This window comes from Nocardia sp. Root136 (assembly GCF_001427185.1).
Lineage (GTDB): Bacteria > Actinomycetota > Actinomycetes > Mycobacteriales > Mycobacteriaceae > Nocardia > Nocardia salmonicida.
Genome location: NZ_LMFE01000001.1, coordinates 1,324,578 through 1,346,017, shown reverse-complemented (window position 1 = coordinate 1,346,017; position 21,440 = coordinate 1,324,578). Strand labels below are relative to the sequence as shown.

The window sequence follows — 21,440 nt, the reverse complement described above, 5'->3', positions numbered from 1 at the left end:
ATCTTGGGCAACGTGCGATTGACCGAATTCCAGGAGCTGATGCACACCGAGTTCGGCGTGGCGCGCGCCGACGCCATGCTGACCGATCACGTGATACCCCAACTGGGGCACACGGGGGCGGTAGCGATCGACAACGGTGTCGACCCGCGCGACGTGTGGCGAGCGTTGTGTGCCGACTTCGACGTCCCCCCGAACCGGTGGTGATCAGGCAATGGCCGTGACAACGCAGAACTCGGACACGCGACCGTATCGGTTCGACGAGCGGTTGCGGATGATCCCGGTCGACGCCGAGAACCTCGCGGCCCGGGTGGCCCTCGCCGACCCCCATGACTTCCCCGGCCTGCGCAGGCTCGGCATCGCGTTGATGCTGCTCGGTCGCTACGACGAGGCCCTCGACCGGCTCGATCAGGCCCTCGAACTGGCCGATACCGAGCAGCGCCGGATCACCGTCTGGATCAATCTGGCCGATGTCTACCGGTACCAGGGTGAACCGTCGCACGCCGAGATCCTGTACCGCCGTGCGCTGCACGCCAGTCGCGCGCTCGATCCCGATCTCGTCTCCTTCGCCGCCCACCACCTGGGCAAATCGCTGGCCGAACAGCACCGGCCGCGGGAGGCGCGTGAGCTGCTCAAGGAGGCCATGCGGCTGCGGGTGGTCGACGGTGATTCCGAGCTCATCGAATCCACCCGCGCGGCCCTCGACCACCTCGACGAGCTGGCACTGCCGCTCCCGCCGGTCATCGAGACCCTGCTCGGGCCCGTACCCGCGTGGTCGCCGGAGCACGAGGGGCGTGGCGGCAATCTGGTCCGGTCCGGCGAGTACTGGATCAAGCGTGGTCCGCGGGCGGTGGCCGAGTACGAGCGGCTGACCTGGTTGCGCGACAACGGGATCGCCGTGCCGGAGGTATCCGCGTTCGCCGAGGACGTCCTCGTGCTCGCCGATGCCGAGGTCGGATCGCTTGCCGCAGAATCTGATTCGGTCGAAGCCGCCGCGATCGGCACGCAGATGGGTCAGGCCCTGCGTGCGTTGCACGACCTTCCGGTGGCACAGTGCCCCTTCGACGGTGGTCTCGACGTCAGCCTGGCGCGGGCCCACCGCAATGTGGTCGAAGGCTTTGTCGACGCAGCGGATTTCGACGACGATCACCGTCATCTCTCGCCCGCGTTCATCCTCGCGCGACTGCGGGAACAACGCCCGGCCACCGATGATCTCGTCGTGACACACGGCGACTTCACGCCGGGCAATGTGCTCACCGGCGGCCTGCTGATCGATGTCGGTGCACTCGGTCGCGGCGATCGCTATCGCGACCTGGCCCTGGCCGAGCGCGACCTGGCCGAGGATTTCGGCGCGGAGGCGGTCACGGCGTTCTACACCGCCTATGGCCTGACCGAACCCGATCGCACCAAGCTCGACTACTACCGGCTGCTCGACGAACTGTTCTGAGAACCGCTGCTCAACTGCTCTTGGCGTAGTGGCGCGCGGCCTTGGTGCGATTGCCGCAGGTCGCCATAGAATGCCAGCGTCGGGTGCCGTTCTTGGACGTGTCGTAGAAGAACAGCACGCAATCGGGGTGCGCGCACTGGCGGATCCGCTGCGGCGCCTCGGTGATCAGGTGCAGCAGATTGTCGGCGGCGAGCCAGCCGGGTAACCACACCGGGTCGTCGACCTCGGGGATGTCGCGGGGGCCCTCGTCGGTGAGTTCGCGGCGGATCCGCCCGTGGTCGAGAACCCGGTTCAGCGCGGTGTGATCGGCGCGGGTCACGGCGTCGTGCACGGCTGCGCGCGCGGTGTGCAGCGCGGTGAGGGCATGGTCGTCGACGGGTACGCGATCGGCGAGCCCGATGAGCTCCAGCCACGTGCGCAGCCCGTCGAGATCGGCGAGCAGATCGCCCGGCTCGGCGCCCGCCCACCGAGTGTTGAGTAGGTCGAGAGCAGGGGGTTCGCCGGTGTGCGGACGGGGATCGCGCATGCCCGAGGTTATCAACACGACCCTCCTAACTGTCTAAAAGTATTTCAAGGGTTGACGGAGTAGGTGAGCTCGTCCTATGTTCTAACTGTTCAACAATCAATAGACGGTTAAACATTCCGGGAGGAAACCATGACCACCGTTGCCGCGCCTGTACTCACCACCGGCCATATCGGACTCAACGTCGCCGACCTCGACCGTTCCGTCGACTTCTACCGCCGCGGACTCGGCTTCGAAGAGCTCGGCAGCGGCGCCGACGGCGAGCGGCGCTGGGCCTTCCTCGGCCGGGACGGCGCGCTGGTGCTTACGCTGTGGCAGCAGAGCAGCGGCGAATTCTCTACCAGCACACCGGGTCTGCATCACCTGTCGTTCCAGGTCGACGATGTCGATACGGTGCGCGTCGTCGAGTCGGCGCTGCGTGCGCTCGATGCCGAGTTCTTCCACGACGGTGTGGTCGCCCACGGTGAGGGGGCGTCCTCCGGCGGCATCTTCTTCGCTGATCCCGATGGCATTCGGCTCGAGGTCTTCGCCCCGCTGGGCACCGACGCCGCACCCGCACCGGCCGGTCCTGCCCCGACCTGCGGATTCTTCTGACGAGGATGTTTCACCCCGGAGAGCTGGCAGTGCAGCACCGCATGGGGCAGGCCGAGGCGGCTGCCAGGGTCGGCCGCTCGATTCGTGCCGGGATCCCGGCGGTTGCGGCGTCCTTCCTGGCCGAACAGTCGATGGTGGTGCTGGGCGCCGCGGATCCGGCGGGGCGGCTGTGGGCGAGTCCACTCACCGGTCCCGCCGGGTTCGTGCACGCGGTCGGCGACTCGACCATCGACATCGACACGCTGCCCGAGGGCGCTGATCCGCTGGCGGTGGCACTGTCGAGTGAGGTCGAGGTCGGGTTGATCGCGCTGCAACCGCAGCGTCGGCGGCGGATGCGTGTCAACGGCACGTCGGCGGTGCGCGCGGGTGGGATACGGATCACCACCGAGCAGGTCTACGCGAACTGCCCGAAGTACATCTCGCGCAGACAGATTCGGGAGGCCTCCGCAGTCGGAACGGCAGGCCCGGTGCGGCGCGGTGCGACGCTGACCACCGCCGCGGTCGAGATGATCGGTGTCGCCGATACCTTCTTCGTCGCCACCGCCGACGGTGCCGGGCATGCCGACGCCTCGCACCGCGGCGGCAATCCCGGTTTCCTGCAGGTTCTTTCGCCGACTCGGCTGCGCTGGCCGGACTACCGCGGCAACTCGATGTTCATGACCTTGGGCAACCTCGCGGTGCAACCGCGGTGCGGGCTGCTCGTCGCCGACTGGTCGACCGGTGCGCTGCTCCAGCTCACCGGCCGGGCCGAATTAGTCTGGGACGCGGTGGCATTCACCGCCGGTGCGCAGTGCGCCGTCGATTTCACCGTCGACGAGGTGATCGAACGCCCCGGTGCGCTCGCTGTGCGCTGGGGACCACCCGAACTCTCCCCGAACAACCCTTGATCACACCGAAAAGGACTCTCCCCATGCGACCACCCCTGCCGCCCTTCGACCTCGATTCCGCCCGCGCGAAGGTGCTCGCCGCCGAAAACGCCTGGAATACCCGAGATCCCGAACGGGTCGCCGCCGCGTACACCGAGGATTCGGTATGGCGCAACCGCGACGAATTCTTCACCGGCCATGCCGCGATCGTGGAGTTCCTGACCCGCAAATGGTCGGCCGAGAACGGCTACGCGCTGCGCAAGGATCTGTGGGCTTTCCACGACAACCGCATCGCCGTGCGCTTCCAGTACGAATGGCACGACGAGTCGGGGCAGTGGTGGCGCAGCTACGGCAACGAGCAGTGGGAGTTCGCGGCGGACGGGCGGATGGCTCGGCGCGAGGCCAGTATCGACGACGTGCGCATCGACCAGTCGCAGCGGCGGATCTTCGGGCCACGCGCCGAGGGCGACGACTCGGTGCTGCCACAGCGCTGACGGCTGGTTTCGCTCCCGGATTGCTGGTCGGAGCGGCTGCTTCGCGTGTTGGTGGGCGCGCCGCTTGACTCGAATGGGTGTTCGACTAACCTGGGCGCCAGAACTTGTCGGTGCCGGCCTCTACTGTGGGCGCCAACCAGAGAGACACTCACCTCGAGAAGGGGCACACATCATGGCACCGCAGGCCTACGATCGCGACAAAGCGCTGGAACTGGCACTGGCGCAGGTGGAGAAGAGCTTCGGCAAGGGCGCGGTCATGCGTCTCGGTGAGGAGACGCGTCAGCCGATCGCTGTCATCCCCACCGGCTCCATCGCGCTCGATGTCGCGCTCGGTATCGGCGGGTTGCCGCGCGGACGCGTCGTGGAGATCTACGGCCCGGAATCCTCGGGTAAGACCACCGTCGCGCTGCACGCCGTCGCCAACGCCCAGGCCGCGGGCGGTGTCGCCGCCTTCATCGACGCCGAGCACGCTCTCGACCCCGATTACGCCCGCAAGCTGGGCGTCGACACCGACGCGCTGCTGGTCTCCCAGCCCGATACCGGTGAGCAGGCCCTGGAGATCGCCGACATGCTGGTGCGCTCCGGCGCCATCGACATCCTCGTCATCGACTCCGTCGCCGCCCTGGTGCCGCGCGCGGAAATCGAAGGCGAGATGGGCGACAGCCACGTCGGCCTGCAGGCCCGCCTCATGAGCCAGGCGCTGCGCAAGATGACCGGTGCGCTCAGCAACTCCGGCACCACCGCCATCTTCATCAACCAGTTGCGCGAGAAGATCGGTGTCATGTTCGGCTCGCCCGAGACCACCACCGGTGGTAAGGCGCTGAAGTTCTACGCCTCCGTGCGCCTGGACGTGCGCCGCATCGAGACCCTCAAGGACGGCACCGACGCGGTCGGTAACCGCACCCGCGTGAAGGTCGTCAAGAACAAGGTCGCGCCGCCGTTCAAGCAGGCCGAGTTCGACATCCTCTACGGCCACGGCATCTCCAAGGAGGGCTCGCTCATCGACATGGGCGTCGAGCACGGCTTCGTCCGCAAGTCCGGCTCCTGGTACACCTACGAGGGCGACCAGCTGGGCCAGGGCAAGGAGAACGCCCGCAAGTTCCTGCTGGAGAACAAGGACGTGTGCAACGAGATCGAGAAGAAGATCAAGGAGAAGCTGGGCATCGGCGCCGTCCTGACCGCCGAGGCCGACGCGCCCGCCGACTTCTGAGCCGATGACCACGCCGAGCCCCGGCGGCCACCGCGATTCGGTCGACCCGGTCGAACAGATGCGCAGGCAGCTGGCTCGCCTCGGAATCGAGGTCGAGCCGGAGCCGGTGATGCCCGTGGCGGGCCGCGGCGGGGGTGCGGCCGATGAACTCGTCCGGTCGGCTCGCGACAAGCGAGCCGATTCGGATGCGAAGAGGATTCGGTCGGGTGCGGGCGATCCGCAGCGCGCGCACCCGACCGGATTCATCGATGGTGACAAACCACCGCATTTCGCTGCGCGGGTTGGTGATGATCATGAAGAGTGGGGGAGTGAGGGTCGGCGACGGCCCCGCGGCGCCCGACGCGAACGTAGGTCCGCGCGGCGCGACGAAGTCTCCCTGTCGACCGTCGTCGGTGGTGACGACGGACGGCAGGCGGATCCGGTGGCGGCCGGATCCCAGCCGGGAGAGCCCGACAGGCGGGCCGGCGCACGCCGGCTCGCCCCGGGCGACCGTCCCGACGCAACTCTGGAACAGGCCAAAGACGTGTGCCTGCGATTGCTCTCGGTGCGTGCTCGCAGCCGCGCCGAGCTGGAGAAACGCCTCGGCGAGAAGGGGTTCCGCCCCGAGGTGACAGCGGCCGCCCTCGAACGGTTCGCCGAAGTGGGTCTGATCAACGACGCCTCCTTCGCCGAACAGTGGGTGCACGAACGCCACACCTACTCCGGCCGGGGTAGAAAGGCCCTCCAGCGTGAGCTGCGCGAGAAGGGCGTCGCCCCCGGCGATGCCGAACAGGCGCTGTCGATGGTCACCGATGACGCCGAACACGCCCGCGCCGCCGACCTGGTCCGTCGCAAGCTCCGCACCCTGCCCGCGGATCTGGACCGCGACAAGGCGGTGCGCCGCCTCGTCGGCATGCTCGCTCGCCGCGGCTACGACCAGTCCACCGCCTTCGCCGTCGTCACCGCCGAACTGGACGAAGCAGGCTTCGATCGCACGTCCGCCGAGGTCAGGGCGGCCCGCGCGAAGACTTCGGAGCGCGATGCCGGGAACACGGACCGAGCGGAGATCGTCGGCGAAACCTCCAGCGACACAACGGAGCCGGACTCGGCTGCCGGCTACACCTCACGCCGACCGACGCCCGGCGACGAACAAGCCGCTATCGACCTGGTCCGTCGCAAACTCCGCGCCATGCCCGCCGATCTCGACCGCACCAAGGCCACCCGGCGCCTGGTCGACATGCTCGCCCGCCGCGGCTACAGCGCGGCAACGGCGTTCGCGGTGGTGAAAGCCGAACTGGCGGCGGCAGACAGCTGAACACTCGGGCCGCACACGCCGATTGATGCCGAGGAGTCGGCACGGCGGCAGCTGCTCGAGCAGGCGGGAGTTCGAAATTCCCGCAGGGGTCGTTGGTGACGCGTAGGATGATCGCGCTGGTGAAAGATGTTTTCGCGCAGGCTGATTCGTCGTATCGTGACGCGGTGGCGTGCGGGAACGTCGATGTTTCACCCTGATTCGGGTGGGAAATCCGGGGAGCAGGGCCGTAGGCGGCCGCCGAACGACGGGGAGGTGGACCCTGGACGCGTTGTGGTCGTTCGTGGTGAACCGGCGGGAGCAGTTGCTGGTCGATTCTTACCTTCATGTGTCGGCCGTGGTGCAGTCGCTGGTGCTGGCGACCGCGATCGCGGTGGCGCTCGGGATACTCGTGTATCGAAGTCCGCTCGGGTCCGCTGCCGCGACCGCGATGGCGGGGGCGATTCTCACGGTGCCCTCGTTCGCGTTGCTCGGGTTGCTGATTCCGTTCCTCGGGCTCGGTGTGGGGCCGACGATCGTGGCCCTGGTGCTCTACGCGCTGTTGCCGATCCTGCGTAATACGGTGCTCGGGTTGTCGTCGGTGGATCCGGCGGTGACCGATGCGGCGCGAGGTGTCGGAATGAACCGGTTGCGCCTGCTGACCAAGATCGAACTGCCCCTTGCCTGGCCCTCCATTCTCACCGGCATGCGGGTCAGTACTCAGATGATCATGGGCATCCTGGCCCTGGCGGCCTATGCCAAAGGCCCCGGCCTCGGCAACGTGATCTTCTCGGGACTCTCCCGCCTGGGCAGCCCGAACGCGGTGCCGCAGGCGCTCACCGGCACCGTCCTCATCGTCGTGCTCGCACTCGCACTCGACGGCGTCCTGGTTCTGCTCGGACGGCTCACTATTCCGAGGGGAATTCGTGACTGATATCGAAACCACCGAGGCGGCCGCGGATTCCGGGGTCTCCGGGGTCGAGATCGTGCTCGACCGGGTCACCAAACGCTATCCCGAACAGCCCGAACCAGCGGTCGACGAGGTCTCCATGACCATCCCGGCCGGGGAGATCGTGGTGTTGGTCGGCCCGTCGGGTTGCGGCAAGACCACCACCATGCGGATGATCAACCGCCTGATCGAACCCACCTCGGGCACCGTCACCATCGGTGGCCGCGACGCGGGCGCGATCGACGCCGACGAATTGCGCCGCGGCATCGGCTATTCCATCCAGCAGGCCGGACTGTTTCCGCACATGACCGTCGCGAAGAACATCGCCACGGTGCCGGGCCTGCTCGGCTGGGACCGCCGCCGCGTCGCCGAACGCACCGACGAGATGCTCACCCTCGTCGGCCTCGACCCCGACACCTACCGCAACCGCTACCCCCGCCAGCTCTCCGGCGGACAGCAGCAGCGCGTCGGCGTCGCGAGGGCTCTGGCCGCCGACCCGCCGGTCCTGCTGATGGACGAGCCCTTCGGCGCGGTCGACCCGATCACCCGCGCGCTGTTGCAGGACGAATTGCTCCGTCTGCAAAGCGAACTCGGCAAAACTATCGTCTTCGTCACTCACGACTTCGGTGAGGCGGTGAAGCTGGGCGACCGTATCGCTGTTCTCGGCGACCGCTCCCGCATCCTGCAGTACGACACCCCCGCCGCGATCCTGGCGGCCCCCGCCGACGAGACGGTCGCCGGTTTCGTCGGCGCCACCGCCACCATCGACCGACTCGGTCTCACCGTGCTCGCCGAGATGGACCTCGACCAGGGCGTCACCGCCACCGAGGACACCAGCGTCGCGGCACTCACCACCGCACTGCGCGACGCGGGCCGCACCTGGGGCCTTGTTCTCGACCAGCAGCGTCGCCCACTCCGGCGGCTGACGACAGCCGAACTCGCCCACGCGGATTCGCTGCGCGACGTCGGGACCCCGGTCGGCGCCACCCTGCCCGCGGACGCGACCCTCCAAGACGCGCTCGCCGGGCTGCTCACCGAACGCACCGCCTCCGCCGTCGTCGTAGACAACACCGGCGCCTATGTCGGAACAGTCACCGTCGACACCCTCATCGACCACCTCGCCGCGACCGATTCGGCACCGGCATGATGACCGAGCCGCCTCGCGGCGCGACCACGCTCGAACCCGCGGTGTCGCGGGGCGAAGCCGCTCGAGATCCTGAATCGATACCGGGCCATCACCAGGCGCGGAGGGCCCCACAGTGACGAATACTGTGTCGGTTCCCTCACGTTCGATCGTCGACGTTCCCGCCGCGACCGCTGCTCCCGCCACCCACCGGCGCGCCGAATACCTCCGCCTGCTCGCTCAGCCGGTGATCGTGCTGATCCTCACCGTCGGGGTGCTCGTCTGGGCGTTCCGGCGCGATCTCACCGTCACCCAGCAGGCCAGTATCAGCGTGAGCAATGTCGCCCAGGTGACCTGGCAGCACGTGCTGATCACGGCGGCGGTGGTGCTCATCGTGGTAGCGGTGGCCGTGCCGCTGGGGACAGTGCTCACCAGGCACCGATTCCGCCGTCTCGCCCCGTTTTTCGTCGGCATCGCCAATATCGGAGCCTCCGCGCCGGCGATCGGGCTGATCGTGCTGTGCTACCTGGTCACCCGCACCACCGGGTTCTGGGTGGGTGTCGCGCCGATCGCGTTCTGTTCGCTGCTGCCGGTCCTGCGCAATACGATCCTGGGCTACCAGCAGGTCGATCCCGCACTGATCGACGCGGGCAGGGGACAGGGCATGTCGGCCGCACTGGTGTTGCGCCGCATCGAATTCCCGCTCGCGGTGCCCTACATCCTCGCGGGCCTGAGAACGTCGTTGGTGCTGGCCGTCGGTACCGCCACCCTGTCGTTCATGGTGAGCGCCGGCGGGCTCGGCATCCTCATCGACACCGGCTACAAACTGCGCGACACCGTGACATTGACGCTCGGCGCCGTACTCGCTGTCGCGCTGGCGCTGTTCGTCGACTGGCTCGGTGCGTTGGCCGAACAGTTCCTCGGGCCGAGGGGGTTGCGGTGAGGATCGCCGGATGGTTGCGCGTGCTCGCCCCGGTCCTCGGCGTGCTGGTGCTCGCGAGTTGCGGACTGCAGTCGGGTGGCTCGGTGCCCCTGTCTGTGGGACCGGCCGGCATCACGCCGGTACCCGAACTCGACGGTGTCGCCGTCACGGTGGGCTCCAAGGACTTCACCGAGGCCAACATCCTGGGTTACATGATCGAATTCGCGCTGACGGCCGCGGGCGCGAACGTGCGCGACCTGACCAATATCCAAGGCTCCAACAGCCTGCGCGACGCGCAACTGAACGGTCAGATCGACATCGCCTACGACTACACCGGCACCGGCTGGATCAACTATCTCGGCAAGGAGAAGCCGATCCCGACCGAGGCGGCCCAGTTCGAGGCGGTCCGCGACGCCGATCTCGCCGAACACGACATGGTCTGGGCGGCGATGGCGCCGATGAACAACACCTACGCCCTCGTCACCAGCAAGGGCTACGCCGAGGAGACCGGGGTTCGCACGCTGTCGGACTACGCGAACCTCGTCGCGAAAGATCCCGGCGCCGCGACCACCTGCGTCGGCACCGAGTTCAATGTCCGCCCGGACGGCTATCCCGGTCTGGCAGGCGCCTACGGGATCGATCTCGGCAAGGCCCAACGCCAGATCGTCCAGGACGCGCTGGTCTACCAGGCCACCGCCGACGCGAAACAGTGCCGATTCGGCTCGGTCGCCGCCACCGACGGCCGCATTCCCGCCCTGGAACTGGTGCTGCTCGAAGACGACAAGGCCTTCTTCCCGAAGTACAACGCCTCGCTGGTCATGCACCGCGACTTCGCCGACGCGCACCCCCAGGTGGTCACGGTCATGGCCCCGATCTCCGCGCGACTCACCAACGAGGTGATCACCGAACTCAACCGTCAGGTCGACATCGACGGCCGCGAGCCCGCCGACGTCGCCCGTGACTGGATGGTTGCCGAGGGTCTCGTCACCGCGGGCTGATCCACCGCGTCGGTTAGCCGAACTGTTACCGGAGTCCGCCCGAGATGTCCGGAACGTGTGCGTCGCTCACACCGCTGGCTCAGCTTCGCGGGCCATGATGGACGGCGATAGAGACAACCGGATACCGAGACGCGCAGCGGTGGGGGTGCTCGCGTCCAGACTGGGAGGCTGACGTATGACCATCGAATTCCGCAAGGTGACCGTCCTCGGGACAGGGGTGCTCGGATCCCAGATCGCCTTCCAGACCGCCTTCCACGGGTTCGACGTCACCGCCTACGACATCGACGACGCGGCGCTCACCGCCGCACGCACCCGATTCGACGGTCTCGCCGCTGTGTATCAGCAGGACGTGGCAGGCGCCGATGCGAGCAACACCACAGCGACCGCCGCAGCCATCACCCTCACCACCGACTTGGCCGCCGCGGCGGCCGAGGCGGACCTGATCATCGAGGCGGTGCCCGAGGTACTCGAGATCAAGCGCGAGCTCTACGGCAAGCTCGGCGCGCTCGCGCCCGAACGCGCCGTGTTCGCGACGAACTCCTCGACGCTGCTGCCCAGCGACATCGTCGCCTACACCGGGCGCCCCGATCGTTTCCTGGCGTTGCACTTCGCCAACCATGTCTGGAAGTTCAACACCGCCGAGGTGATGGGCACCGAGCAGACCGACCCCGCTGTGTTCGCCGCGGTGGCCGAGTTCGCGAAGGCGATCGGCATGGTGCCGATCGAATTGCACAAAGAGAAGGCGGGTTACGTCCTCAACTCGCTGCTGGTGCCGTTCCTGAACTCCGGAATCGAGCTCGCCGCGGGCGGATACGCCGAACCCGCCGCGGTCGACGAGACCTGGCGCATCGCCACCGGCGCCCCCATGGGCCCGTTCCAGATCCTCGACATCGTCGGCCTGACCACCCCGTACAACATCCTGATCAACGGCGACGACGACCACAAGAAGCTCGCGGCTTGGCTGAAGGAGAACTACATCGACAAGGGCAAGCTCGGCGCCGCCACGGGGGAGGGGTTCTACCGCTACAGCGCATAGTCCCACTCGACCGTTCCGGATCCGACAGAGGCGTCGGATGTACCAGGAAACAACAAGCGGGGCCCGATCCGGACGGATCGGGCCCCGCTTGTCGTGTGTGCGACTACTTCTTGGTGATATCCACGCCGGGCGCGGCGTCGGCGAGGATCGAGTCGGCGGCCAGCACCGTACCCCCGCTCTTCTTCCGCGACCGCAACCGCTTCTCCAGCGTGGTGGCCAGGAAGCTGAGCGCCATGTTGAGCGAGATCATGATCAGCGCGACGACGATCAGCGCGGGGATCGTGTTCTGCATCGACGCGCCTTCTTGCTGACCGGACCGCACCAGCTCGACGTAGGTGATCTGGTAGCCCAGTGCGGTGTCCTTGAGGACGACGACCATCTGTGACACCAACGCGGGCAGCATCACGGTGATGGCCTGGGGTAGCAGGATCAGCCGCATGAGTTGGTTCTTGCGCAGACCCAGCGCTACGGCGGCTTCGGTTTGTCCCTTGGGCAGGGACTTGATGCCGGCGCGCACGATCTCGGCGATGACCGCGGAGTTGTAGATGGTCAGCGCGATGACGACCGCGGCCAAGGCGAGTTGCTCGGACGGGAACAGGTTGTAGTCGCCGAACACCGCGAACAGGAAGATCATCAGGATCAGTACGGGGATGGCTCGGGCGAGCTCGACGATCGTGCCCGCGACCCAGCGCACCCATGCATGGTCGGACAGGCGCAGGATCCCGAAGATCATGCCGAAGAACACCGAGCCGACGATCGAGATCGCCGCGGCGGTGAGGGTGCCTTCCAGGCCGGGAAGGAGGTAGGTCTCCCAGATCTCGGACTCGAGGAACGGTTTCCACTTGGCCGCGGTGAACTGGCCCTTGTCGGCGAAGGCGTCGTAGAGCCACCAGCCCGCGCCGACCAGCACGACGACGACCAGGACCGAGTACAGGTTGTGACGCAGCCGCGCGCGGGGCCCGGGAGCGTCGAACAGAACCGAAGCGCCGCTCATCGTGCCACCTCGTATCGCTTGGCCAGCCAGCCGAAGAACAGCCCGGTCGGCAGGGTGAGGACGACGAAGCCGAGGGCGAAGATCATGCCGATAGTGAGAATGGCGGCTTCGTTCTCGATCATTTCGCCCATCAGGTACGCGGCTTCGGCGACGCCGATGACGGAGGCGACCGTCGAGTTCTTGGTCAGCGCGATCAGCACGCTGCCCAGGGGTGCGATGACGGCCCGGAAGGCTTGGGGCAGCACGATCAAACGGAGGTTCTGGGCGAATCCGAAGCCCAGCGACCGGCCCGCTTCGGACTGGCCGAGCGCGACGGTGTTGATGCCGGAGCGCAGCGATTCGCAGACGAAGGCGGCGGTGTAGACGCTCAGCCCGATGATCGCCCAGCGATAGTTGATGATCTTGATCTCGTCACTGCCGAGTGTCCACCCGAGGGTGCTGTACAGGCCGAGCGAGGTGAATACCAGGATCAGGGTGAGCGGGGTGTTGCGGAAGACCGCTACATACGCCGCGCCGATCCCGCGCGCGACCGGAATCGGGGACACGCGCATGCCGGCGACGACGGTACCGATGACGAGCGCACCGATCGCGGAGAAGAAGGTGAGTTTGATGGTTACCCAGAACGCATCGAGGATTTGGTTGTCATACCTCGAGATCAGGTCGAACACGGACGCGCGTCCTCCGATCGGTGTGAAGGCCTGCAGGACAACACCGCATCGGTGACCCGGGAGATCCCGGGTCACCGATGATCAGTGGTTGATCAGTAGCGGTCGACGGTCGGCGGTGCGGGCACCGCGATACCGGTACCCGCGAAGTTCTTCTCCTGCGCGGCCTTCCACGTACCGTCATCGATCATCGCCTGGATGGCGTCGTTGACCTTGCCGCGCAGCTCGGTGTCGCCCTTCTTCAGGCCGATGCCGTACTTCTCGGTGGTGAAGGGCTTGTTCACCAGCTTGAAGGTGCCCGGCGACTGCGCGGCGTAACCGGCGAGGATCACGTTGTCGGTGGTGACCGCGTCGATCGCACCGCTACGCATCGCCTCGATGCACAGCGAGTAGGTGTCGTAGGTCTGCAACTGCGCCTGCGGGTAGTTCTTCTCGATGTTCTGGGCCGGGGTGGAACCCTTCACCGAGCAGACCTTCTTGCCCGCGAGGGAGTCGGGGCCGGTGATGTCGGTGTTGGCGGCGGGCACCAGCAGGTCCTGGCCCGCGATGTAGTACGGGCCACCGAAATCGACCTTCTCCTTGCGCTTGTCGTTGATCGAGTAGGTGGCCACGACGAAGTCGACCTGGCCGTTCTCGATCAGGGTCTCGCGCTGGGCCGAAAGCCGCTGTAGGTGCCGTCGGTATTGCGCAGGCCCAGACCCGGCTGGTCGAACTTGATGCCGATGGTCAGCTTGCCGTCCTTGGCGTTGTCCAGGGCGGACTTGTCGTCACCGCCACCACAGGCCGCGGTGACGGTGGCTGCCAATGCCAGTGCCGCTGCGCCGATTCCGACGCGCGTCGCACGATTGATCCTCATGGGTTTCCTTCTCCTTGTGACAATGGTGCTGCGAGTCAGTGACTGAGAATTTTGCCGAGGAAGTCCCTGGCGCGTTCGGATTTCGGTGCGGTGAAGAACGCTTCGGGCGCGGTGTCTTCGACGATCTCACCGTCGGCCATGAACAACACGCGGTCGCCCGCCCTGCGCGCGAACCCCATCTCGTGGGTGACCACGAGCATGGTCATGCCTTCCTTGGCGAGGGAGACCATCACGTCGAGCACCTCGTTGACCATCTCCGGGTCCAGTGCCGAGGTCGGTTCGTCGAAGAGCATGACCTTGGGGTCCATCGCGAGCGAGCGGGCGATGGCGACGCGTTGCTGCTGACCGCCGGAGAGCTGGGCCGGGTACTTGTCGGCCTGGTTGGCGATGCCGACCCGCTCTAGCAGGGCCATCGCGTGCTTGCGGGCTTCGTCTTTCTTCTTTCCGCGGACCTTCGTCGGCGCCAGCATGACGTTCTCGACGATGGTCTTGTGCGCGAACAGGTTGAACGACTGGAACACCATGCCCACCTCGGCACGCAGCGCGGCGAGGGCTTTGCCCTCGTCGGGCAGTGCGACGCCGTCGATGGCGATGTCGCCGGAGTCGATCGGTTCGAGGCGATTGATGGTGCGGCACAGGGTCGATTTCCCCGAACCCGACGGGCCCAGGACGATCACGACCTGCCCACGGGGCACGTCGAGGTGGATATCGCGCAGGACGTGGAGCTCACCGAAGTGTTTGTCCACGTTGCGCATCGAGATCATCGGCGGAGCAGCGGTGGTGGCTGCGGCGTCGGCGTTCCCGGTCGCGGGTGCGGCGTCGTCGGTCATGGTCAGAAACCTTATGTCCATTCTGGAGAATTGCCCGGCTTTCGAAGACATGCCGTGACGGCACGCCGAGACGACACCTGCTGGTAACCCGCTGGCTGCCCGTTACCTTTGCGTATGATCCCGCGATTGCCGACGTGATGTGCGTCACAGTACGGTCTGCCCGTACCCTGGGCAGGTGGATTCGACGGTTCAGAACGCGACTGAGAGCGCGCCTACACGCAGCTATGAGGTTCGTACATTCGGCTGCCAGATGAACGTGCACGATTCCGAACGCTTGTCCGGGCTGCTCGAGGACGCGGGCTACACGAAAGCCGCCAGCGGGGAGACGCCCGATCTGATGGTGTTCAACACCTGCGCGGTACGCGAGAACGCCGACAACAAGCTCTACGGCACGCTCGGTCAGCTGGTTCCCGTCAAGCAGGGGCGCCCCGGCATGCAGATCGCCGTGGGCGGCTGCCTGGCGCAGAAGGACCGCGAGACCGTGGTGCGCAAGGCGCCGTGGGTCGACGTGGTGTTCGGCACCCACAACATCGGCTCGCTGCCGGTGCTGCTCGAGCGGGCCCGCCACAACGAGCAGGCCCAGGTGGAGATCCTCGAATCGCTCGAGGCGTTCCCGTCGACGCTGCCCGCCAAGCGGGAGTCGGCCTACGCGGGCTGGGTGTCGATCTCGGTGGGCTGCAACAACACCTGCACGTTCTGCATCGTGCCTGCCCTGCGCGGTAAGGAAGTGGACCGGCGTCCCGGTGACGTGCTCGCCGAGGTCCAGGCGCTGGTCGACCAGGGCGTGCTCGAAGTGACGCTGCTCGGTCAGAACGTGAACTCCTACGGCGTGAACTTCGTCGATCCCGATCAGCCGCGCGACCGGGGCGCGTTCGCGCAGCTGCTGCGCGCGACCGGACAGATCGAGGGCCTGGAACGCGTGCGGTTCACCTCCCCGCACCCCGCGGAGTTCACCGACGACGTCATCGAGGCGATGGCGGCCACCCCCAACGTCTGCCCGCAGCTGCACATGCCGCTGCAATCGGGCTCTGACCGGGTGCTCAAGGCGATGCGCCGTTCCTATCGCAAGGAACGCTTCCTCGGCATCATCGACAAGGTGCGCGCCGCGATGCCGCACGCGTCGATCACCACCGACATCATCGTCGGCTTCCCCGGCGAGACCGAGGAGGACTTCCTCGAGACCCTCGACGTGGTCCGTCGCGCCCGCTTCACCAGCGCTTACACCTTCCAGTACTCCAAGCGTCCCGGCACCCCGGCCGCCGAACTGCCCGATCAGCTGCCCAAGCAGGTCGTGCAGGAGCGGTTCGAACGGCTGATCGCGTTGCAGGACCAGATCTCCTGGGAGAACAACCAGGCACTGATCGGCACCGAGGTGGAACTGCTCGTCGCCGACGGCGCGGGCAAGAAGAACGCGGTGACCGCGCGGATGAGCGGACGCGCGCGCGACGGCAGGCTGGTGCACTTCCGTCCCGGTGACGTGACGGGGATCCGACCGGGCGACATCGTCACCGTCGACATCACCGAGGCCGCCCCGCACCACCTCATCGCCGACAGCGCGGTGAAGTCGCATCGGCGGACCACCGCCGGTGACGCGCACGAACGCGGCATCACCCCGAAGACCGCCCCGATCGGCGTCGGGCTCGGGTTGCCCCGCATCGGCGCACCGGTGGTGGAGACGGTCGAGAGCGGCTGTTCGACGGGCTGCTCGTCGTGAGCGACGAGGAATCTACTACCGGCGGTAGTGGGTCGGATGCGAACGGTGCGTCCAGTGATGGCACAGTGGGACCCGCCAACGATCAGCCTCTGGACAGGAGCGGACACGCGGTGAACCCGGCGCGCAACGACGAGGACTTCGAACAATTCCGTGGTGAGCTCGACGCGGTCGAGCGCCGCGTCGCCGGTGAGATCGACCCCGGTGCGCGGGCGCTGGTGGTGGCGGGTGCGGTCTTCGCGCTGCTGATCTCTCTGCTGTTGCCGACAGCGGGCACCGCGCGCGGCTTCGACGTGCTGCTGAACACCGACGCCGCGGGCGTCGAGCACATCGGCCTGCCGTCACGAATCTTCGTCTGGCTGGTCATCGTCTTCGGTGTGGGCTTCTCGCTGCTGGCGTTGACCACCCGCCGCTGGGTGCTGGCCTGGATAGCCTGCGCGGGCTCGGCGGTGGGCAGCGTGTTCGGTGTGCTCTCGATCTGGCACCGCCAGACCCCTGGCCTCGGCAACTACGAGGGAGCGGGCCCCGGTATCGGCCTGATCCTCGGCACCATCGCGATCATGGTGCTCACCTTCCACTGGATCCGCGTGGTCTGGAGTCGCACGGCCGTGCAACTCGCCGCGGAAGAGCAGCGGCGCAACGCGGCTCGCGAAGCCGAGGATCGCGACCGCAAGCGCCTCACCGGCGAATAGTCCTGTGAGACAAGAAAACCCCCGACCGAATCGGTCGGGGGTTTCTTTCTGTCTCACTCACAGATTGCTGACGGCGCCTTCTGCGGCTTCGGCCCATTCGCGCCACTGCTTGGCCTGCTCGAGTGCCTTCTCCGCGTCGCGCTTCTTGCCCGCCGCGGTGGCCTTGGCGGCCTGCTCCTCGAACTGCGCGACCCGCTCCCGGAACTGCGCGGCACGCGCGACAGCCTCGGGGTCGGAGCGGCGCCACTGCTGATCGGCGGCGTCGCGGACCCGCTTCTCGATGGCGCGCAGCTTGGCTTCCAGCTCCTGCATGCGCTCGCGGGGAACCTTGCCGATGGCGTCCCACTTGTCCTGCAGTTCGCGCAGCGAATTGCGGGCGGCGTCCACGCCGTTGGCCGGGTCGATGTGCTCGTAGGCGGCCAGCAGTTCCAGCTTGGCGGTGGCGTTGTGGTCGAATTCGGCGTCGCGCTCGGAGACCGCCGCGTTGCGGGCGGCGAAGAACACATCCTGGGCGCTCTTGAACCGCCGCCACAGCGACTCGTCGGCTTCGCGCGGCGCCCGGCCCGCGGCCTTCCATTCGGAGAGCAGGTCGCGGAACACCGCGGCGGTGCCGGTCCAGTCGGTGGAGTCGGCCAGTTCCTCGGCGCGCACGCACAGCTCTTCCTTGCGCGTCTTGGCGGTGGCGCGTTCGCGATCGAGATCGGCGAAGTGAGCGCCGCGTCGGCGGTTGAACGCCTCGCGGGCCTTGGAGTAGCGCTTCCACAGTGCGTCGTCGACCTTGCGGTCGACACCGCGGATCGACTTCCACTCGTCGAGGATCTCGCGCAGCCGGTCGCCGGCGGCCTTCCACTGGGTGGACTCGGCGGCGATCTGCTCGGCCTCGGCGGCGAGGGCTTCCTTGCGCTCGGTGTGCTCGTGGCGGGCGCGGTCCTTCTCCTCCTTGGCGTGCGCGGCGGCTTCCTCGGAGTGTTCGGTGATGACCTGCAGTCGGCCCGCGAGGCCGTCGATGTCGCCGATGACGGCCGCGGTCGGCAGCGTCTCGGCCAGCGCCAGCGCGGCTGCTTTGGTCTTGCGAGCGTCCGCGCCCGCGGCCAGCCTGGCCTCGAGCAGCGCGACCTCGGTGGCGAGATCGTCGAAGCGGCGGCCGAAGTGGGCGAGGCCCTCGGTGACATCGCCCGCCTGCCAGGAGCCGACGATCCGTTCGCCCTCGGCGGTCTGCACCCAGGCGGTGCCGTCTTCGTCGACGCGACCCCACTTGCTCGGGTCGGTGGCGCTCGGCACGATCACGGCGTGCGGGTGCGGTTGATCGGGGCCCGGCGCCGGTTTCACGGCATGCGGTTTCGGCGGACGCGGAGCAGTCCCGCCGGGCTTGGGGGTACCGGACGGTCGCGGGGCCGGACCTGGGGTGGGCTTCGCGGTTCCGTTGCTGTCGGTCATTGCTCTCCGTCCCTGCCGCGCGTCACGGCTGCCTGGTTACGCCCTAGCACATCCCATTGAACCCGGTTCGAGCCGCGGAAACCATCGATCCGGAGGATCGGATAGCGGATTTCCTGGGATTTCGTCCCGGACGACGTGGGTAGTCGCACCTGAAAACACTAGCAATCTCGGCGGGCATCCCTACGCCGGACACTCGCAGACCGTCGCGCGTCCGCACCGCGCCGGATGCGGGCCCCCGTGCGCGCTGCGGCTACGGTTACCGCGTGTTCTCGATAGCGGCCCTGGTCCCGTCGCCGCCGATGCTGGTGCCCGAACTGTGTGGGCGAGTCCCGGTGTCCGGCAGCGATCCCGACGATCCGATCGTGGTGCTGCGCGCGGCCGCGCTGGACGCCGCGGCCGCCCTCGCCGCGGCCGCCGACCGGTGGGTCGTGATCGGGGTCGACAGCCATGATCGGATCTACGGTTCGTCGACCCGGGGAACGTTTCGTGGGTTCGGCGCCGATGTCGTCGTCGGACTCGGTCCGGCGAGCGAGGAGCCCGGTCCAGCAGACTCCCAGCTTCCCCTTCCGGTACTGGTCGCCGGATGGTTGCGGGAGCGGGCCGCGCCGCGGATTTCGGTGCGAGCCCGGCTCTTCGCCGCCGACGCCTCGCCCGCGCGGTGTGCCGAGGCGGGCGCCGCGATTCGCGCCGAGCTCGACAGCGAGCCGGACCCGTACGCGGTGCTCGTGGTCGCCGACGGCGCCGCGACGTTGACGGTCGAGTCACCCGGCTATCTCGACGAGCGAGCCCACGCGGTGCAGCACGACCTCGACACCGCCTTGCGCACGGGTTCGCGCGCCGGGTTGGCCGCGCTCGAGCCGGAACTGTGCGCGGCGCTGCTCGTCGACGGACGCGCCGCCTACCAGGTACTCGGCGGTCTTTTCGCCGTCGATTCGGCCGATCCGCGGGTGCGTACGCTCTATCAGGGCGCGCCCTATGGCGTCGGCTACGACGTGAGCGTGTGGCAACCGAGTGGGCAGAAAGGGACCGACGAGTGACGAGCAGACCGATCGCGGTCGTCGGCCCCACCGCTACCGGGAAATCCGACCTCGCCCTCGATCTCGCCACCGAACTCGGCGGCGAGATCGTCAACATCGACGCCATGCAGCTCTATCGCGGAATGGACGTCGGCACCGCGAAACTGCCGCTCGACCAGCGACGCGGGATCCCGCACCATCTGCTCGACGTTCTCGACGTCACCGAGACCGCGACCGTCGCCGCCTACCAGAGCGCGGCCCGCGCCGTCGTCGAGGACATCATGGCGCGCGGAAGGACCCCGGTCATCGTGGGCGGGTCGATGATGTACGTGCAAGCCCTGCTCGACGAGTGGGATTTCCCGGCCACCGATCCCGAGGTCCGCGCCCGCTGGGAAGCGCTCCTGGACGAGAGCGGGGTACAGGCCCTGCACGCGGCGCTGCTGCAGGCCGACCCGGTCGCCGCGGCCACCATCCTGCCCACCGACGGCCGACGCATGGTGCGCGCGCTCGAGGTCGTGGAACTGACCGGTCGCCCGTTCGCCGCCTCGGCCCCGACCATCGGCACCCCGCGCTGGAACACCGCGATTCTCGGCGTCGACCGGGAGACCGCCGCCCTCGACGCCCGCATCGAGACCCGCACCGCGCTGATGTTCGATTCGGGTCTGGTCGACGAGGTCCGCGGACTGGTCGACGCGGGCCTGCGCGAGGGTCAGACCGCCCGCCGTGCCATCGGCTACGCCCAGGTGCTGGCCTACCTCGACGGCGAATACGATCTCGACCACGCTCGCGAGCGCACGCTGATCGGCACCCGTCGATACGTGCGCAGGCAGCGGTCGTGGTTCCGGCGCGACCCCAGGGTCTCCTGGGTGGACGGCGCGGATCCCGAGCTCGCCGCGAGCGCGCTGGCCCTGCTCTGACGACATTCGAACACCGACCCGATAGGACGGACAGCGCAGTGACGCGACGAGTGAGTACCCGCAACGCCTCGGTGCAGGTGTGGCAGGCATACCTCAACAACCGGACCAAACGTCATCGTGACGGCCGGTTCCTCGTGCAAGGCGTGCGCCCGATCACCCAGGCACTCGACAACGACTGGCCGCTGGAAACGTTGCTCTACCGGCTCGGCGGCCCCGAGCTGTCGAGTTGGGCGCGCGAGATCCTCGACACCGCCGACGTGCCGCAGGTGGGCCTGGTCCCCGAACTCATGGCCGAGCTGGGGGAGAAGGCGGCGAGCGCGCCCGAGATCGTCGCGGTCGCGGTGTCGCGGCATCCGGACCTGGCCGACTACGCACCCGGTGAACCGGGGGAGGACGCCCCGGTCGTGGTCGTGTTCGATCGCCCGAACTCGCCCGGTAACCTCGGCACGCTGATCCGCTCGGCGGACGCCTTCGGCGCGTCCGGGGTGATCGTCACCGGCCACGGCGCCGACCAGTTCGACCCGCAAGCCGTGCGCGCCTCGACCGGTTCGCTGTTCGCGATGCCGGTGCTGCGCGCGGCGGGCCCCGGCCAGGTGCTCGAATTCCGTGACCGCCAACAGGCTCGCGGCATCCCCACCCGCGTCGTCGGCACCGATGAGGCCGCGCCGAGCACGATCTACGACTACGACTTCACCGGGGCGACGATCCTGGTCGTCGGCAACGAGACCACCGGTATGAGCTCGGCGTGGGCCGACGCCTGCGACGACCTGGTCACCATTCCGATGGGCGGCACCGCCAGCTCGCTCGGCGCGCCGTCGGCGGGGGCGATCAGCCTCTACGAGATCGCCCGGCAGCGACGCACGTTCGCCCGGTAATAGACCCCACCGCGGCAC

General features: G+C 67.8%; 22 protein-coding genes and 2 pseudogenes. 18 read left to right on the top strand and 6 right to left on the bottom strand.

Annotated elements, in window-relative coordinates; genetic code table 11:
* Window positions 1-12 precede the first annotated feature (12 nt).
* Window positions 13-204: a DUF3046 domain-containing protein gene (locus ASD42_RS06390; protein ID WP_056815597.1), complete on the top strand. Its 192-nt coding sequence runs from the start codon at window positions 13-15 to the stop codon at window positions 202-204.
* A gap of 7 nt (window positions 205-211) precedes the next feature.
* Complete coding sequence (locus ASD42_RS06385; RefSeq protein ID WP_056811412.1) at window positions 212-1,444, top strand: phosphotransferase; 1,233 nt, start codon at window positions 212-214, stop codon at window positions 1,442-1,444.
* Between the two features lie 10 nt (window positions 1,445-1,454).
* Here ASD42_RS06385 and ASD42_RS06380 read toward each other — a convergent pair whose 3' ends face one another.
* Window positions 1,455-1,970, bottom strand: coding sequence for a CGNR zinc finger domain-containing protein (locus ASD42_RS06380; RefSeq protein WP_056811409.1), 516 nt, complete (start codon window positions 1,968-1,970; stop codon window positions 1,455-1,457).
* Window positions 1,971-2,099: 129 nt separating this feature from the next.
* On the opposite strand from ASD42_RS06380, the gene ASD42_RS06375 reads away from it, so the two are divergent.
* The 11 genes and pseudogenes from ASD42_RS06375 to ASD42_RS06330 all read left to right on the top strand — a co-directional run bounded on the left by ASD42_RS06375 (window position 2,100) and on the right by ASD42_RS06330 (window position 11,429).
* Window positions 2,100-2,561: a VOC family protein gene (locus ASD42_RS06375; RefSeq protein ID WP_056811406.1), complete on the top strand. Its 462-nt coding sequence runs from the start codon at window positions 2,100-2,102 to the stop codon at window positions 2,559-2,561.
* Window positions 2,562-2,566: 5 nt separating this feature from the next.
* Window positions 2,567-3,448: a pyridoxamine 5'-phosphate oxidase family protein gene (locus ASD42_RS06370; protein WP_056811403.1), complete on the top strand. Its 882-nt coding sequence runs from the start codon at window positions 2,567-2,569 to the stop codon at window positions 3,446-3,448.
* A 23-nt stretch (window positions 3,449-3,471) separates the two neighbouring features.
* Window positions 3,472-3,921, top strand: coding sequence for a nuclear transport factor 2 family protein (locus ASD42_RS06365; RefSeq protein ID WP_056811400.1), 450 nt, complete (start codon window positions 3,472-3,474; stop codon window positions 3,919-3,921).
* 172 nt (window positions 3,922-4,093) lie between these two features.
* Window positions 4,094-5,131 (top strand): recombinase RecA, encoded by a 1,038-nt coding sequence (recA, locus tag ASD42_RS06360; RefSeq protein WP_056811397.1) that lies wholly within the window; start codon window positions 4,094-4,096, stop codon window positions 5,129-5,131.
* A gap of 505 nt (window positions 5,132-5,636) precedes the next feature.
* A pseudogene (locus ASD42_RS35150) lies at window positions 5,637-6,083 on the top strand (regulatory protein RecX); the annotation flags it as partial.
* Window positions 6,081-6,425 carry a RecX family transcriptional regulator gene (locus tag ASD42_RS35810; RefSeq protein ID WP_268793521.1) on the top strand — a complete coding sequence of 115 codons (345 nt, stop codon included), beginning with the start codon at window positions 6,081-6,083 and terminating at the stop codon, window positions 6,423-6,425. The pseudogene ASD42_RS35150 and the gene ASD42_RS35810, both read left to right, overlap by 3 nt.
* A gap of 259 nt (window positions 6,426-6,684) precedes the next feature.
* Window positions 6,685-7,335 carry an ABC transporter permease gene (locus ASD42_RS06350; protein WP_056815593.1) on the top strand — a complete coding sequence of 217 codons (651 nt, stop codon included), beginning with the start codon at window positions 6,685-6,687 and terminating at the stop codon, window positions 7,333-7,335.
* Window positions 7,328-8,497, top strand: coding sequence for an ABC transporter ATP-binding protein (locus ASD42_RS06345; protein WP_056811393.1), 1,170 nt, complete (start codon window positions 7,328-7,330; stop codon window positions 8,495-8,497). The genes ASD42_RS06350 and ASD42_RS06345 overlap by 8 nt, the downstream gene beginning before the upstream one ends.
* A 145-nt stretch (window positions 8,498-8,642) precedes the next feature.
* Window positions 8,643-9,416: an ABC transporter permease gene (locus ASD42_RS06340; RefSeq protein ID WP_056815590.1), complete on the top strand. Its 774-nt coding sequence runs from the start codon at window positions 8,643-8,645 to the stop codon at window positions 9,414-9,416.
* Window positions 9,413-10,393, top strand: coding sequence for a glycine betaine ABC transporter substrate-binding protein (locus ASD42_RS06335; RefSeq protein ID WP_082843865.1), 981 nt, complete (start codon window positions 9,413-9,415; stop codon window positions 10,391-10,393). The genes ASD42_RS06340 and ASD42_RS06335 overlap by 4 nt, the downstream gene beginning before the upstream one ends.
* Window positions 10,394-10,568: 175 nt before the next feature.
* Complete coding sequence (locus ASD42_RS06330; RefSeq protein ID WP_056811390.1) at window positions 10,569-11,429, top strand: 3-hydroxyacyl-CoA dehydrogenase; 861 nt, start codon at window positions 10,569-10,571, stop codon at window positions 11,427-11,429.
* 103 nt (window positions 11,430-11,532) lie between these two features.
* On the opposite strand, the gene ASD42_RS06325 is transcribed toward ASD42_RS06330, so the two are convergent.
* The 4 genes and pseudogenes from ASD42_RS06325 to ASD42_RS06310 all read right to left on the bottom strand — a co-directional run bounded on the left by ASD42_RS06325 (window position 11,533) and on the right by ASD42_RS06310 (window position 14,708).
* The gene (locus ASD42_RS06325) at window positions 11,533-12,423 is read right to left on the bottom strand and encodes an amino acid ABC transporter permease (protein ID WP_056811388.1); all 891 of its coding nucleotides are present in this window, start codon (window positions 12,421-12,423) and stop codon (window positions 11,533-11,535) included.
* The gene (locus ASD42_RS06320; RefSeq protein ID WP_056815584.1) at window positions 12,420-13,091 is read right to left on the bottom strand and encodes an amino acid ABC transporter permease; all 672 of its coding nucleotides are present in this window, start codon (window positions 13,089-13,091) and stop codon (window positions 12,420-12,422) included. Before ASD42_RS06320 ends, ASD42_RS06325 begins: the two co-directional genes overlap by 4 nt.
* 92 nt (window positions 13,092-13,183) lie before the next feature.
* Window positions 13,184-13,944 (bottom strand): annotated as a pseudogene (locus ASD42_RS06315) (glutamate ABC transporter substrate-binding protein).
* 35 nt (window positions 13,945-13,979) lie between these two features.
* Window positions 13,980-14,708 carry an amino acid ABC transporter ATP-binding protein gene (locus tag ASD42_RS06310; RefSeq protein ID WP_131816630.1) on the bottom strand — a complete coding sequence of 243 codons (729 nt, stop codon included), beginning with the start codon at window positions 14,706-14,708 and terminating at the stop codon, window positions 13,980-13,982.
* Window positions 14,709-14,949: 241 nt separating this feature from the next.
* On the opposite strand from ASD42_RS06310, the gene miaB reads away from it, so the two are divergent.
* Window positions 14,950-16,488 (top strand): tRNA (N6-isopentenyl adenosine(37)-C2)-methylthiotransferase MiaB, encoded by a 1,539-nt coding sequence (gene miaB, locus ASD42_RS06305; RefSeq protein ID WP_056811385.1) that lies wholly within the window; start codon window positions 14,950-14,952, stop codon window positions 16,486-16,488.
* Window positions 16,489-16,598: 110 nt separating this feature from the next.
* Window positions 16,599-17,177, top strand: coding sequence for an Rv2732c family membrane protein (locus tag ASD42_RS06300; protein WP_056811382.1), 579 nt, complete (start codon window positions 16,599-16,601; stop codon window positions 17,175-17,177).
* 57 nt (window positions 17,178-17,234) lie between these two features.
* Here the strand turns inward: ASD42_RS06300 and ASD42_RS06295 are convergent, their stop codons facing one another.
* Window positions 17,235-18,614: a DUF349 domain-containing protein gene (locus ASD42_RS06295; RefSeq protein WP_056811380.1), complete on the bottom strand. Its 1,380-nt coding sequence runs from the start codon at window positions 18,612-18,614 to the stop codon at window positions 17,235-17,237.
* A 263-nt stretch (window positions 18,615-18,877) separates the two neighbouring features.
* Between ASD42_RS06295 and ASD42_RS06290 the strand changes: the two genes are divergently transcribed.
* From ASD42_RS06290 to ASD42_RS06280, 3 genes are read left to right on the top strand one after another with little or no spacing between them, the layout of a single operon-like run.
* Window positions 18,878-19,651 (top strand): hypothetical protein, encoded by a 774-nt coding sequence (locus ASD42_RS06290; RefSeq protein WP_056811377.1) that lies wholly within the window; start codon window positions 18,878-18,880, stop codon window positions 19,649-19,651.
* Window positions 19,648-20,547: a tRNA (adenosine(37)-N6)-dimethylallyltransferase MiaA gene (gene miaA / locus ASD42_RS06285; protein WP_056811375.1), complete on the top strand. Its 900-nt coding sequence runs from the start codon at window positions 19,648-19,650 to the stop codon at window positions 20,545-20,547. Before ASD42_RS06290 ends, miaA begins: the two co-directional genes overlap by 4 nt.
* A gap of 38 nt (window positions 20,548-20,585) precedes the next feature.
* Window positions 20,586-21,422 (top strand): TrmH family RNA methyltransferase, encoded by an 837-nt coding sequence (locus tag ASD42_RS06280; RefSeq protein ID WP_084465499.1) that lies wholly within the window; start codon window positions 20,586-20,588, stop codon window positions 21,420-21,422.
* Window positions 21,423-21,440: the final 18 nt, after the last annotated feature.